Source organism: Actinomycetospora cinnamomea (assembly GCF_003096675.1).
GTDB lineage: Bacteria > Actinomycetota > Actinomycetes > Mycobacteriales > Pseudonocardiaceae > Actinomycetospora > Actinomycetospora cinnamomea.
In genome coordinates this window covers 24,280-38,049 of sequence record NZ_QEKW01000032.1, presented here as the reverse complement: position 1 = coordinate 38,049, position 13,770 = coordinate 24,280, and the positions used below count along the sequence as shown (strand labels likewise).

Annotated in this window: 13 protein-coding genes; 4 read left to right on the top strand and 9 right to left on the bottom strand. The window is 75.6% G+C overall.

Annotated elements, in window-relative coordinates; genetic code table 11:
• Positions 1–231, bottom strand: a 231-nt coding sequence (locus C8D89_RS29615) for a hypothetical protein (protein WP_165825990.1), incomplete at its 3' end; no start/stop codon positions are given.
• A 71-nt stretch (positions 232–302) separates the two neighbouring features.
• On the opposite strand from C8D89_RS29615, the gene C8D89_RS28085 reads away from it, so the two are divergent.
• Both C8D89_RS28085 and C8D89_RS28080 read left to right on the top strand, forming a co-directional pair.
• On the top strand, positions 303–824 hold the full coding sequence (locus C8D89_RS28085) for a type II toxin-antitoxin system PemK/MazF family toxin (RefSeq protein WP_116711449.1): 522 nt from the start codon (positions 303–305) through the stop codon (positions 822–824).
• A gap of 105 nt (positions 825–929) precedes the next feature.
• Positions 930–1,871, top strand: coding sequence for a PP2C family protein-serine/threonine phosphatase (locus tag C8D89_RS28080; RefSeq protein WP_165825989.1), 942 nt, complete (start codon positions 930–932; stop codon positions 1,869–1,871).
• 43 nt (positions 1,872–1,914) lie between these two features.
• Here C8D89_RS28080 and tsaD read toward each other — a convergent pair whose 3' ends face one another.
• The 3 genes from tsaD to C8D89_RS28065 are packed head-to-tail and all read right to left on the bottom strand — an operon-like array spanning position 1,915 to position 5,114.
• Positions 1,915–2,985 carry a tRNA (adenosine(37)-N6)-threonylcarbamoyltransferase complex transferase subunit TsaD gene (tsaD, locus tag C8D89_RS28075; protein ID WP_116711442.1) on the bottom strand — a complete coding sequence of 357 codons (1,071 nt, stop codon included), beginning with the start codon at positions 2,983–2,985 and terminating at the stop codon, positions 1,915–1,917.
• Positions 2,986–3,015: 30 nt separating this feature from the next.
• Entirely contained in the window at positions 3,016–3,990 is a 975-nt protein-coding gene (locus C8D89_RS28070; protein ID WP_116711441.1) for an SDR family NAD(P)-dependent oxidoreductase, read from the bottom strand.
• Positions 3,987–5,114, bottom strand: coding sequence for an FAD-dependent monooxygenase (locus C8D89_RS28065; protein WP_165825988.1), 1,128 nt, complete (start codon positions 5,112–5,114; stop codon positions 3,987–3,989). The genes C8D89_RS28070 and C8D89_RS28065 overlap by 4 nt, the downstream gene beginning before the upstream one ends.
• Before the next feature lie 71 nt (positions 5,115–5,185).
• Here C8D89_RS28065 and C8D89_RS28060 point away from each other — a divergent pair, with 71 nt between their 5' ends.
• Positions 5,186–5,752 (top strand): TetR/AcrR family transcriptional regulator, encoded by a 567-nt coding sequence (locus tag C8D89_RS28060; RefSeq protein WP_116711439.1) that lies wholly within the window; start codon positions 5,186–5,188, stop codon positions 5,750–5,752.
• Here the strand turns inward: C8D89_RS28060 and C8D89_RS28055 are convergent.
• Genes C8D89_RS28055 through sigJ form a run of 3 tightly spaced genes read right to left on the bottom strand, consistent with a single transcriptional unit; the run spans position 5,733 to position 7,834 of the window.
• Positions 5,733–6,143: a hypothetical protein gene (locus C8D89_RS28055; protein ID WP_207787472.1), complete on the bottom strand. Its 411-nt coding sequence runs from the start codon at positions 6,141–6,143 to the stop codon at positions 5,733–5,735. The genes C8D89_RS28060 and C8D89_RS28055 overlap by 20 nt on opposite strands.
• Entirely contained in the window at positions 6,140–6,874 is a 735-nt protein-coding gene (locus C8D89_RS28050) for an SDR family oxidoreductase (protein ID WP_116711438.1), read from the bottom strand. The genes C8D89_RS28055 and C8D89_RS28050 overlap by 4 nt, the downstream gene beginning before the upstream one ends.
• Positions 6,875–6,913: 39 nt before the next feature.
• Positions 6,914–7,834 carry an RNA polymerase sigma factor SigJ gene (gene sigJ / locus C8D89_RS28045; RefSeq protein ID WP_116711437.1) on the bottom strand — a complete coding sequence of 307 codons (921 nt, stop codon included), beginning with the start codon at positions 7,832–7,834 and terminating at the stop codon, positions 6,914–6,916.
• Between the two features lie 52 nt (positions 7,835–7,886).
• Here sigJ and C8D89_RS28040 point away from each other — a divergent pair, with 52 nt between their 5' ends.
• A complete protein-coding gene (locus tag C8D89_RS28040; protein ID WP_116711436.1) occupies positions 7,887–8,345 on the top strand; it encodes a MerR family transcriptional regulator in 459 nt (152 codons plus the stop codon).
• Positions 8,346–8,367: 22 nt separating this feature from the next.
• Here C8D89_RS28040 and C8D89_RS28035 read toward each other — a convergent pair whose 3' ends face one another.
• The gene (locus C8D89_RS28035; protein WP_116711447.1) at positions 8,368–9,966 is read right to left on the bottom strand and encodes an SLC13 family permease; all 1,599 of its coding nucleotides are present in this window, start codon (positions 9,964–9,966) and stop codon (positions 8,368–8,370) included.
• Positions 9,967–10,074: 108 nt separating this feature from the next.
• Entirely contained in the window at positions 10,075–13,725 is a 3,651-nt protein-coding gene (gene cobN / locus C8D89_RS28030; protein ID WP_207787471.1) for a cobaltochelatase subunit CobN, read from the bottom strand.
• Positions 13,726–13,770: the final 45 nt, after the last annotated feature.

Genomic DNA, 13,770 nt, shown 5'->3' with positions numbered 1-13,770 from the left:
CCCGGACACCTCGGAGACCACGCCGACCTCCGCGACCACGCCGACCTCCGCGACCACGCCGACCTCCGCGACCACGCCGACCTCCGCGACCACGCCGACCTCCGCGACCACGCCGAGCGGGACGACCGAGCCCACCGAGACGAGCGCGTCCTCGGAGCCGACCACGGGGTCGAGCACGAGCACGACGACGTCCGCGCCGGCCGGGGAGACCACCTCGCCGTCCGGCGCCACCCCGCTGATCCAGGTGCTCGGCGGGCGGAGCTGACGCTCCCCTGCCCGACGGCCGCGCGCCGGTGCCGGGCATGCTGGTCGGCGTGGCGGGCTTCCGGGACCTCGTGGGACGGGCATTGCAGGCCGGGCTGGACCTGCTGAACAAGCAGGCCGAGGGCCAGGCAGCGGCGCCTCCCGGTCCCGGAGCCGATCGCGGGGTGCGCACGATCCCGGCCGGCGACCGGGCCCGCACGATCGCCTACGCGCCCGACCTCGACGGCGCCGCCGACCCCGGCGAGGTCGTGTGGACCTGGGTGCCGTACGAGGAGGACGCCTCGCAGGGCAAGGACCGCCCGGTGCTCGTCGTCGCCCGCGACGGGGACGGCGACCTGCTCGGGCTGATGCTCTCCAGCCAGGGCCACCGGCGCGACGACGCGGACTGGCAGGGCGTCGGGTCGGGCGCCTGGGACCGGGAGGGCCGCGAGTCGTACGTGCGCCTCGACCGCGTGCTGGAGGTCCCCGAGCACGGCATCCGCCGCGAGGGCGCGGTGATGCCCGCGGACCGGTTCGACCGGGTCGCGGACGCGCTGCGCCGCGGCTACGGCTGGCGCTGAAGGACACGCTGGAGATCGCCGCCGGTCCCCCGTCGGGCGAACCGGACGCGCGGCGCCACCGCGTCGCGGGTGCCGCCGGAGGGCCGAGGGTGTAGGGAGTGCCCCGTGCCGATCGAGCCCGCGTCCGCCTCGCCGTCCCCACCCGTGTCCGAGGGGGCCTGCGGGGCCTGCGGGGAGCCCGTCGCCGCCGACGACGCCCGGTGCGCGGCCTGCGGGCACCGGCCCGCCGGGGTGGAGCACGCCGAGGAGGTGCTCGCCGACCCCGGCGGCACAGGCGCCACCGTGCTCGGCGCCGGCGTCACCGACCGCGGCCACCGCCGCCGGCGCAACGAGGACGCCTTCGCCCTCGAGCGTGTCGAGACGGAGGGGGGCGCCGCCGTCGTCGCGGTCGTCTGCGACGGGGTCGCGTCGGTCCCGGGCGGGGCGACCGCGTCCCGCACCGCCTGCGACGTCGCCGTCGCCGCCGGACGGGACGCCCTCGCGGCGGGCCAGGACCTCGACCGGGCCGCGGCCGCCGCGGCCGACGCCGCGCGCCGGGCCGTCGCCGCCCTCGCGCCGGGCGTGGGTGCGGCGCCCGCCTGCACCTATGTCGCCGCGGTGCTCGACACGGGGCGCGCCGTCGTCACGTGGGTGGGCGACAGCCGGGCCTACTGGCTCTGCCCGGCGAGTCCCGAGGACTCCGCGGTGCTCACCGAGGACGACTCGTGGGCCGCCGAGATGGTCGCCGCGGGCGTGGTCGGCGAGGAGGACGCGCTCTCCGATCCCCGCGCCCACGTCATCACGCGCTGGCTCGCGGCCGACGCGCCCGACGTCCTCCCGCGTCACGGCAGTTGGGCGCTCGACGACTCGGGGGTGCTGCTGCTCTGCAGCGACGGCGTCTGGAACCACCTGCCCGAGCCCGCCGTGCTCGCCGCCGCGCTGGGCAGCGAGGTGACCCCCGCCGACGGGGACGCCGTGCACGCCGGGGCGAAGGCGCTGGTCGACGCCGCGCTCGCCGAGGGCGGCCACGACAACGCCACCGCGGTCCTGCTCGCCGTCTGCATGTGAGCGGAGTTCACGGGTGTGACCGTGAACACCACGCACATGGGGCCTACAGAGGTGTCCGGCTCCGCAGCGCCCCGTGCCCTGCCCCGTGCAGCAGCGCCCCGGTCAGCCGCGCCCGCGGGTCGGCGGCCACGTCGAGCGGGTCGGGCTCGACGTCCGCGCGCACGAGGAGGTCGCCGAGCGCCGCGATCATCGCGCCGTTGTCGGTGCACAGCCGGATCGGCGGCACGCGCAGCGTGAGACCGGCCGCGGCGCAGCGCTCCTCGACGAGCCCGCGCACCCGGGAGTTGGCCGCGACCCCGCCGACCATCAGCAGCGTGTCCGCGCCCTGGTCGAGGCACGCGGCGACGGCCTTGCGCGCCAGCGTGTCGGCGACGGCCTCCTGGAACGAGGCGGCGACGTCGGGGATCGGGATCGGCCCGTCGTGGGCCTCGACCCAGCGCGCCACCGCCGTCTTGAGCCCCGAGAACGAGAAGGTCCAGGGCGGGTCGGACGGACCGGTGAGCGGGCGTGGGAAGGCGATCGCGTGCGGGTCGCCCTCGCGGGCCGCGCGGTCGATGGCCGGGCCGCCCGGGTAGGGCAGGCCGATCAGCCGCGCGACCTTGTCGAACGCCTCCCCCGCCGCGTCGTCGACGGTGTCGCCGAGGTGCACGACCTCGTCGCGGGCGAGGTCACCGACGCCGAGCAGGGAGGTGTGGCCGCCGGAGACGATCAGCGCGACGCACCGCTCGGGCAGCGGGCCGTGGTCGAGGACGTCGACCGCCGCATGCCCGGCGAGGTGGTGCACGGCGTAGAGCGGGACGCCCGCGGCCAGCGCGTACGCCTTGCCGGCGGCCAGCCCGACCTGCAGCGCCGGCGAGAGCCCCGGCCCCGCGGTGACGGCCACGGCGGTGACGTCGGCGAGGTCGACCTCGGCCCGCTGCAGCGCCGTGCGCACCATGGGCGCCATCGCCTCGAGGTGGGCGCGTGCCGCGACCTCGGGCACCACGCCGCCGAAGCGTGCGTGCTCGTCCATGCTCGAGGCCAGCGCGTCGCCCAGCAGCACCCCACCGGAGACCAGGCCCACGCCCGTCTCGTCGCACGACGTCTCGATGCCGAGGACCAGGGGTGTGCTCACCCCGCCATTCTGCCCGCGGGGGCCGCGCGCCTACGCCGGCACCAAGCGGCGGCGGGTGCGCTCGAGGTCGGCGCGGTACCAGGCCAGGGTCGCGGCGACGCCGGAGTCCCAGTCGGTGGCGCGGGTGGTGAAGGCCGCGCGGTACGCGGAGTCGTCGACGAGGAACGGCTGCTCGAACTGGTAGAGCAGCTCCGCGCCCTCCCGGACCACCGGCGACACGAGCCGCAGGCCTGCGACCATCGCCGGGGTGATGCGCCCGACGCGCGGCGGGTGGCCGGCGGCGGCGAAGACCTTCTCCACGAACAGGCGCCCGGTGATCGGCGGAGGCACCGGCGTGTGCCACACGCGGCCGGTTGCGCTTGCCGGGGCCAGCGCGAGCTCGACGAGCGCCGCACCGACGTCGGGGGCGTAGCCCGCGGTGACCGGCAGGTCGGGGTCGCCGGGCCAGCGGGCGGTGCGCCCGCGCGCGGCGGCGGCGAAGATCCCGCCGGCGAGCAGCGACTCCACGCCCGGGCCCCACAGCTCCGGCGCACGGCCGATGACCGTCTCGACCTCCCCGCGCGCGTGGGCGGCGAGCACCATCTCGGCGAGCCACGCCCGCAGCACGCCCTTCCCCGAGACCGGCGCGACCGTCGTGTCCTCGTGCATCGGGCCGTCGACCCGCCCGTACATCCACGTGTCGTCGGCGAAGACGAGGCGGGCGCCGGCCGCGCCGGCGGCGGCCAGCAGCGCCCGGGTCGCGGCCGGGAACGCGGCGCGCCAGGAGGCGAAGGGCGGGTTCACGCAGTGGTAGACGGCGGCGGCGTCGCGGCATGCGGCGCGCATCGCGGCGGCGTCGGTCGCGTCGGCGGCGACGACTTCGACGGCCTCGGCGGCCTCGACGCCCTCGATCGGTGTCCCCGACCGGCTCACGGCGCGGATCGGGAGTCCGCGGCGGGCGAGCTCGGCGCACACGGCACGGCCGATGCCGCCCGAGGCGCCGACGACGACGTGGGTGGTGTTCACGCGGCCGTCTCCTCCGTGAGCGGGGTGCCGAGCAGGTGGTCGAGGGCGGCGCTCGCTGCGCCGGCGGGCAGGGCGGCGGTGAGGCCGTTGCGGACGGCCACGGCGAGCGGCGAGCGCCAGGCGGCGACGGCGCCGGCGGTGCGCGAGCGGCGCGCGACGGCCTCGGCGGCGGGTCGGCGGCGGGCCTCGTAGGCGGCGAGCGAGGCGGGGTCGGTGGTGGCCTCCGCCGCGAGCGCGACCGCGTCGAGGAACGCCTGCGCGGCGCCCTGCCCGAGGTTCGGCGTCATGGCGTGCGCGGCGTCGCCGAGCAGCGCGACCCGGCCGTGGTGCCAGGAGCGCGGCGGGGTGAGGTCCGCGAGCGGGTGCACGAGCACCGGGCCCACGACGGCGTCGAGCACCGCCGGGATCGGGTCGTGCCAGCCGGCGAAGCGGGCGCGCAGCCAGGGCAGGGGGTCGCCCGCGGGCACCTCGGCGCTCGGCGCCACGGCGTAGGCGTAGGTGCGCCCGCCCGGCAGCGGGCCGAGGCCGACGTACTCCCCGCGGCCCCAGCTCTCGCCGCCGGCGTCGAGGGCGTGGTCGGCGACCAGGCGGAACGCGGTCTGCCCGGTGTCGCGGACGGTGGACTCGGGCCGGAGCGCCTCGCGCACGGCGCTGCGCAGCCCGTCGGCCGCGACGACGAGCTCGGCCGGGTGGCGGCCGCCCGCGTCGTCGTGCACGACGGCCGTGGTCGCCGCGTCGCCGGGCTCGACGCGGGTGACGCCGGCACCCGCGCGCACCGGCGGGCCGGCGGCGAGCAGCAGGGCGTACAGGTCGGGCCGCGGGAGCACGACCACGGCGTCGCCCTGCCGGCGGCGCAGGTCCGCCGCGTCGACGTGGGCGAGCCACCGGCCGGACGCGGTGCGGATGCCGCCGCCGATCTCGACCGTCCCGGCGTCCCGAGCGGCCGCGCCGACCCCGAGGGCGTCGAGCGCGCGCAGGGCGTTGGGCCACAGGGCCATGCCCGCCCCGGCCGCCGCCGGCGGGTCCCGGCGCTCGAGCACCGTGACCTCCCAGCCCGCCCGCCGCAGCGCGATCGCGCTCGCCAGCCCACCGAGACCCGCCCCGACCACGACCGCCCGTCCCATGACCCGCCCCTCTACGTCTGTAGCAACAGATACTCTACGGTTGTAGAGGATCGGGCGGGAAGGGGCCATCCGTGGAACGTCGCGACGTGCTCGCCGACGCGGCGATCGCGGTGCTCGCCCGGGCGGGCAGCCGAGGCCTGACCCACCGGGCCGTCGACGCGGCCGCCGGTCTGCCCGAGGGCACGAGCTCGTACTACTTCCGCACCCGGTCCGCCCTGCTGCAGGCCTGCGTGGAGCGGATGGCGGCCCGGACGCTCGCGGAGATGCCGACCGGCACCGGGGCACCCGCCACCGTGGACGACCTCGTGGGTGCGTGCGTCGCGACCGTCGGGCGCTGGCTCGCCCACGACCACGAGCGTCTGCTCGCCCGCTGGGAGCTCGCGCTCGAGTCGACCCGCCGCCCGGAGCTCGAGACCGCCCTGCGCGCGGCCGGGGCCCGGGTCCGCGAGCGGGTCGCCGCCACGCTGGACGGTCTCGGGATCGCCGACCCGGCCCGCCGCGCCGACGACCTCGTCGCGTGCCTCGACGGCCTCGCCTTCGACCAGCTCGCGGGGGCCGGCCGCCCACCGCGTGACGCCGCGGGCCTGCGCGCGTCGATCACCGACGTCGTGCACGGCTTCACCGCTCCGCGGGCCTGACCCGCTGCCGCGGGAGGAGCGCCAGCACCGCCACCGCCAGCACGATCTCGAGCGCGAACGCCGCCTGCTGCAGCACCGCGTCGACCAGCGGGAAGTGCGCGAGGTGGAAGGTGTGGAACACCGTGTGGGGCACGGCGAACACGAGGAACGCCACGACCGCCGCGATCACGAGGCGCCGCTCGGGCCACCATGCCGCGAACGCCAGGACGACGCCGAGCGCGAGCGTGCCGGCGCCGTGGTCGCGGACGAGGTGCTCGTTGTACGGCGGGAGCAGCGCGACCCAGGGCGTGCCGCCGTACGGGAAGGCGTCGTAGAAGCCCTGCGGCCACAGCAGCGCCCAGAACCCGACCACGAACTGGAACGCGGCGAGGACGCCGAGCAGCACCCTCACGTCCGCGCCCCCGCCTGCGCCGCGAGGTACTGCTCGAAGGTGACGACGCCCTCGGCGTGCTCGGGCGTGAGGTGCGCGCCGTCGCGGAAGCCGCGGGCGATCGCGCCGGGCACGCGCAGGGGCAGCACCGGACGCCGACGGCCCGTCGCGCGCGCCCAGGTCCGCGCGAGGTCGTCCATCGCGCGCACCTCGGGCCCGCCGATGTCCGGTGCCCGCCCCGCCGGCGGGGCGCCGACCAGCGCGGCGAGGCGCGCGGCGACGTCGCTCACGGCGATCGGCTGGAACGACGCGCCGGCCAGCACGGGCAGGACGCCGACGCGGGCGGTGGCGGCGAAGAGCATCGCGAGCAGGTCGTGGAACTGCGTCGCGCGCAGGATCGTCCACGGCAGCCCCGAGCCCTCGACGAGCTGCTCGCTGCACACCTTCTCGCGGTAGTAGGGCAGCGGGATGCGGTCGGCGCCGACGATCGAGATGTGCACGAGCTGCCCCACGCCGGTCCGCCGCGCGGCGTCGACGAGCCGCGCGGTGCCCGAGGCGTCACCCTTCGGGCGGCTGGCCAGGTGCACGACGGTGTCGATCCCTGCCAGGGCGGCGTCGAGGCCCTCGCCGGTCTCGAGGTCGCCGACCACCCGCCCCGGTCCCTCCCGGCGGCTCAGCACCCGCGGCTCGTCGAGCAGCGGGACGAGCGCGCGCCCCAGCGTCCCCGTCCCCCCGGTCACCAGCACGGTCATGACGTCCTCCCGGTCTCCGGGCGCCCGGCCGGCGCCCGCTCAGGAAGGTCGACCGGGCAGCCCCGCCGAACGTGACAGCTGCGCGGCGAGGAACGCGAGCTTCTCGGGGTTGCGGAGGATCCGCACCGTCCCGACCTGCCCGCCGGCGGGCTCGATCGTCATGACCCCGTCCAGCACGCCGTCGACGAACGCGAGCACCGCCGGCGCGCCATTGATCTCCGCTCGCGCGCCTGTCCGCCGCGGGCGTCGCGGCCCGAGGACACCGACGAGGAAGCGGGCGACGGCGTCACGGCCGCGCACGGGGCGCCGCGCCGCGCTGACCTTGCCGCCGCCGTCGGACCACACGGTGACGTCGGCGGCCAGGAGAGCCTCGAGGCCGGCGACGTCGCCGTCGCGGGCCGCGGCGACGAACCGGGCGAGCAGCGGGCCGACGTCGGCGGGGTCGGTGGGCGGGGTCGTCGGGACCCCGTTCGGTACCGCTGCGAGGTGGCGCCGGGCCCGGGTGTGCAGCTGGCGCGAGCCCGCCTCGGTGACGTCGAGGACGGCGGCGACCTCGGCGTGGCTGTGCCCGAAGGCCTCGCGCAGCACGTAGACCGCGCGCTCGGGGGGCGTCAGTCGCTCGAGCGTGGTCAGCAGGGCGAGCGAGACCGACTCCCGTTCCTCGACGGTGGCGGCCGGGCCCGTGGCCGGGTCGGTGGTGAGGATCGGTTCGGGCAGCCAGGGCCCGACGTAGGTCTCGCGGCGCGCGCGGGCGGAGTCGAGGCGGTTGAGGCAGAGCCGCGTGACGACGGTGGTCAGCCAGGCCGCGGGGTTGTCGACGCCCTGCTCGTGGCCCGACCAGCGCAGCCACGCGTCCTGCACCACGTCCTCGGCGTCGTGCGCGGACCCCAGCATCCGGTAGGCCAGGCCGAACAGGCGGGGACGCTCGGCGGTGAACGTCTCGGTGGCGGCGCTCGTCACGGTCGCATCCTGCCCTTGTGTTCGAGTGCGCTCGAAGTCCTACGGTCGAGGTGTGAGCGTGACGACCGAGCGGCTGCGGGACCTCATCGAGACGACGCAGGGTGAGCTGCCCCCGCTCACCGTGGCCCTCGTGCAGGACCTCGACCTGCCCGAGCACCTCGCCATCGCCGACGTCGCCGCGCTCACCGGCGTCACCGCCCACACGTTGCGGTACTACGAGCGGATCGGGCTGGTCGAGGTGCCGCGGGACGCCGCGGGGCGCCGGGTCTACGACCGCGAGGCGCTCGGGCGCGTCGTGTTCATCACCCGGCTCCGCGACTCCGACATGCCGATCGCGGCCATCGCCCGCTACGTGGAGCTGGTGAAGCAGGGGCCGGGCACCGAGCCGGAGCGCCTCGCCCTGCTCGAGGCGCACCGCGCGGACATCCTGCACCGCCTGGCCGACCTGCAGGCCGCGCTCGCGGTCGTCGACTACAAGATCACCACGTACGGCGGTGCCTGCGGCACGTGACCCAGCGCGCAGCGCACCCCCGTCAGTAGGTGATGCCGAAGACCCAGACGAGCAGGGTCATCGCGGTGAGGGTGATGAGCACGATCGCGACGAGGTTGAGCCAGATGCCGCCGCGGATCATCTGGCCGATCGTCACGTAGCCGGAGCCGTAGGCGATCGCGTTGGGCGGCGTGGCGACCGGCAGCATGAACGCGCAGGTGGCCGCCAGCGCCACGGGAGCCGTCAGCAGCAGCACGGGCGTGCCGACGCCCATCGCGACGCCGCCGACGAGCGGCAGGAATGTCGCCGCCGTCGCCGTGTTGCTGGTCAGCTCGGTCAGCAGCAGCACCCCGGCCACGAGCAGGAGCACGAACAGCACCGTCGGGACGAAGCCGAGCGCCGCGGCCTGCTCGCCGATCCACTGCGAGAGCCCGCTGGAGTCGAACTGCTCGGAGAGCGCGAGCCCGCCGCCGAACAGCAGGAGCACGCCCCAGGGCAGCTTCAGCGCGCTGTCCCAGTCGAGCAGCCGCACCCCGCGGGCGGCGCCGGCCGGGGCGAGGAACAGCAGCACGCCGACGGTCATCGCGATGCCCGCGTCGCTGATCGCCGGGTCCTCCCAGATCAACGGGATCGTCACCCAGCTCAGCGCGGCCAGCACGAACGCGGCGAGGACCCGCTTCTCCCCGCTCGAGGGCGGGCCCAGCTTCCGGAGCTCGCCGTCGATCAACTCCCGCCCGCCGGGGATGCGGTCGATCTCGGGCTTGAACAGCACGCGCGTGAGCACGAACCAGGCGATGACCAGGAACACCACGGCCAGCGGCAGGCCCACGAGCATCCACTGCCCGAACCCGATCTGGATGCCCTGGGTCTCCAGGTAGCCGACCAGCAGCGTGTTGGGCGGGGTGCCGATGATCGTCGCCAACGAGCCGATGGAGGCGGCGTAGGCGATGCCGAGCATCAGCGCGGTGCCGAACGTCGAACGCACGACGGTGCGGCGCGCGTCCTCGTCGTCGGACACCGTGTCGTCCCCGCCCGCGGCGGCGGTGGTGGCCGGGTCGAGCACGAGCAGCAGCACCGAGACCCCGATCGGCAGCATCATCACCGAGGTCGCGGTGTTGGAGACCCACATGCTCAGGAAGCCGGTCGCCACCATGAACCCGGCGATGAGCATCGTGGGGTTGGTCCCCATCGCCCGGATCGTCACCAGGGCGATGCGCCGGTGCAGATTCCAGCGCTGCATGGCCAGGGCCAGCAGGAAGCCGCCCATGAACAGGAAGATGATGTCGTCGCCGTAGGACGCCCCGACGTCGCTGACGCTGGGCTCGGCGAGCACCGGGAAGAGCACGAGCGGCAGCAGGGCGGTGGCCGGGATCGGGATGGCCTCGGTCATCCACCAGATGCCCATGAGCACCGCGACCGCGGCGGTGAGCCGGGCCTCGGACGCCAGGCTGCCCGGCAGCAGGAGGTACACCAGCACGGCCGCGGCCAGGCCCACGACCAGCCCGATCCGGTGCCGGCGGACGGTGCCCGGCGGCTCCGGGTCGGTCTGCAGACCCGGGGAGCGGTAGCGCTCGTCGACCTCCTCGCCGCCCGCCCCGGTCGTCTCCTGCCCGGTGTCGTGGCGCGCGGTCCGGTCGCTCATCGGCACCCCCCGTGATGCGTCCTGTGTGGACCGTCACCGTAGGGCCGCGGTGTCACACCTCCGTGTGACCAACCTTGCGGTTGTCCGACGATGTGCGCTCACGTGCCGTCAGGCACCCTCGGCATCGCCCTCGGCCTCGAGGAAGGCGTCGCGGAGCTGGTCGACCATCGCCGGGTCCGGGGACTCCCACAGCCCGCGGTCGACGGCCTCGAGCAGGCGCTCGGCCATCCCGTGCAGCGCCCACGGGTTGGCCTCGCGCAGGAACGCGCGGTTCTCCGGGTCGAGGACGTAGTTCTCGGTCAGCGAGCCGTACATCCAGTCGCTGACCGTGCCCGCGGTCGCGTCCCAGCCGAAGAGGTAGTCGACGGTCGCCGCCATCTCGAACGCGCCCTTGTAGCCGTGACGGCGCATCGCGGCCATCCAGCGCGGGTTGACGACGCGGCTGCGGAAGACGCGCGCGGTCTCCTCGATCAGCGAGCGCGTCCGCACGTTCTCCGGACGCGTCGAGTCGCCGACGTACGCCGCCGGCGCCGCCCCGGTGAGCGCGCGGACCGTCGCGATCATGCCGCCGTGGTACTGGTAGTAGTCGTCGGAGTCGGCGATGTCGTGCTCGCGGGTGTCGATGTTCTTCGCCGCCACCGCGATCCGCCGGTACGCCGCGCGCATCTCGTCGACCGCCGACTCGCCCTGCCGCCCGCGCCCGTAGGCGTGCCCGCCCCAGGTCGTGTAGATCTCCGCGAGGTCGGCGTCGCCGCGCCACTCGCGCGAGTCCATGGCCTGAAGCAGCCCCGCCCCGTACGCGCCGGGGGGCGAGCCGAAGATTCTCGTCGTCGCGGCGGTCCAGCTCGCGCCCGACGCCGCGTCGGCCCGGGCGTGCGCCGCGACGAAGTTGTCCTCGTCGGGCTCGTCCAGCGCGGCGATCATCTGTACCGCGTCGTCCATCGTCGCCACGACGTGCGGGAACGCGTCACGGAAGAACCCGGAGATGCGCAGCACCACGTCGACGCGGGGGCGGCCGAGCTCCTCGGTCGGCACGACCTCGAGCCCCGTCACCCGCCGCGACGCCTCGTCCCACACCGGCCGCACACCCATGAGCGCGAGCGCCTCGGCCACGTCGTCCCCCGACGTCCGCATCGCGGCGGTGCCCCACAGCGACAGCCCGACGCTCGTGGGCCACTCGCCGTCGTGGTCGGCGCGGTACCGCTCGAGCAGGGAGTCGGCGAGCATCTGCCCGGTCTCCCAGGCCAGCCGTGACGGCACCGCGCGCGGGTCGATCGAGTAGAAGTTGCGCCCGGTCGGCAGGACGTTGACCAGCCCGCGCAGCGGCGAACCGCTGGGCCCGGCCTTCACGTGCCCGCCGTCGAGGGCGTGCAGGACGCCGGTGATCTCGGCGGTGGTGCCGTCGAGCCGGGGCACGACCTCGGTCGCGGCGAAGGTCAGGATGTCGGTGACGGTGCCGTGCTCGGTGCCGAGCACCTCGAGCGTGACGTCGGCGACGTCGTCGACGGCCCAGGCCCGTTTCTCCATGCCGAGCACCAGGGAGTGCGCGAGCTCCTCGACGCGGTCGACCTCCGCGCGCGGCGCCTCGTTCTCGGTCAGGCCGAGCGCCTCGCGCAGGCCGGGCAGCGACTGCGTGCCCGACCACAGCTGCCGCGCCCGCAGCACCGCGAGCACCATGTCGACGCGCTCCTGCCCCGTCGGCGCCTGCCCGAGCACGTGCAGGCCGTCGCGGATCTGCGCGTCCTTGATCTCGCAGAGCCAGCCGTCGAGGTGCATGACGAAATCGTCGAAGCGCTCGTCGTCGGGCTGGTCGGTGACGCCCAGGTCGCTGTCGAGCTTGGCGGCCTGGATCAGCTGCCAGATCTGGCCACGGATCGCGGTGATCTTTCCGGGGTCCATGGCCTGGATCGACGCGTACTCGTCGAGCAGCTGCTCCAGGCGCGCGAGGTCGCCGTACGACTCGGCGCGGGCCATCGGCGGGACGAGGTGGTCGACGAGTGTCGCGTGCGCCCGTCGCTTGGCCTGCGTGCCCTCGCCCGGGTCGTTGACGAGGAACGGGTAGACCAGCGGCAGGTCACCGAGGATGGGGTCGGGGGCGCAGGAGGCACTGCTGGCGACGGTCTTGCCCGGCAGCCACTCGAGGTTGCCGTGCTTGCCGACGTGCACCAGCGCGTGCGCCCCGTAGGTCGCCTGCAGCCAGCGGTAGGCGGCGAGGTAGTGGTGGCTCGGCGGCAGGTCGGGGTCGTGGTAGATCGCGATCGGGTTCTCGCCGAACCCGCGCGGCGGCTGCATCATCACGACGACGTTGTCGCGCCGGAGGGCGGCGACGGTGATGGCGCCCTCATGGATGAACATCGAGCCGGGCGCGGCGCCCCAGTGCTCCTCGACGCCCGCGCGGAAGTCCTCGGGCAGGGTCGCGAACCAGCGCGTGTACTCGTCGACGGGCACGCGCGCGGGGTTGGCGGCGAGCTGCTCCTCGGTCAGCCAGTCCTGGTCGTAGCCGCCGGCGTCGATCAGGGCGCGGATGAGCAGGTCGCCGTCCTGCTCGGCGAGGCCCGGCACGTCGCCGATCCGGTAGCCCTGGTCCTTCATCGCCGCCAGCAGCCGGACCACCGACGCCGGGGTGTCGAGACCGACCGCGTTGCCGATGCGGGCGTGCTTGGTCGGGTACGCGGACAGGACCAGGGCGATCCGCTTCTCGGCGTTGGGCACGTGGCGCAGGCGGGCGTGCGACACCGCCAGCCCGGCGACGCGCGCGGCCCGTTCGGGGTCGGCGACGTAGACCGGGAGCCCGTCGGCGTCGGTCTCCTTGAAGCTGAACGGCACGGTGATGATCCGGCCGTCGAACTCCGGCACGGCGACCTGGTTCGCCGCGTCGAGCGGGCTCACGCCGTCGTCGTCGTCGAGCCACTCGTCCCGGGTCCGCGTGAGGCACAGCGCCTGCAGGATCGGGACGTCCAGCGCCGCGAGCGCCCCGGTGTCCCAGCTCTCGTCGTCGCCGCCGGCGCTGGCGGCCGCGGGCTTGGAGCCGCCGGCGGCCAGCACGGTGGTGACGAGCACGTCCGCCTGCGCGAGGACCTCGACCAGCTCCTCGTCCGGGCTGCGCAGCGAGGAGCAGAAGACGGGCTCGGGCACCCCGCCGGCGTCGACCACCGCGCGGCACAGCGCGTCGACGAACGCGGTGTTCCCGGCCATGTGGTGCGCGCGGTAGTAGACGATCGCGACGCGGGGGCGGGCGTGGTCGGTCGCAGCGAACGCGCTGTTCGTTGCGCTAGAAGCAGCGAACAGCCCGTTCGCTGCAGCCTCCGGGTGCTCCCAGCCGTCGAGGCGTCCCCAACTCGGCATCTCGGCCGGTGGATCGAAGCCGTGGCCGGTGAGCAGGACCGTGTCGGAGAGGAAGTGGTGCAGCTGCGCGAGGTTCTCCGGGCCGCCCTGGGCGAGGTAGAGGTGCGCCTGGGTCGCGACACCGACCGGCACCGTCGACGACTCCATGAGCTGCGCATCCGGGCTCTGCTCGCCGCCGAGGACGACGACGGGGCGCGGCTGGGACGGCGCGAGCAGCGCGTCGAGTCCGTCCTCCCACGCCTGACGCCCGCCGAGCAGGCGCACGACGACGAGGTCGACGCCGTCGAGCAGCACCTCGAGCTCGTCGACGGCCACCCGCGCCGGGTTGGCCCACCGCCAGGCCCCCTCCTGTCCCGGTGCGCTGGCGCGCGCCGAGCGGAGGTCGGTGTCGGACGTCGACAGCAGCAGCAGCACCGGCGCTCCCGGGGATCGGTGGTCGGACGGCGGCTGGGGCGACAG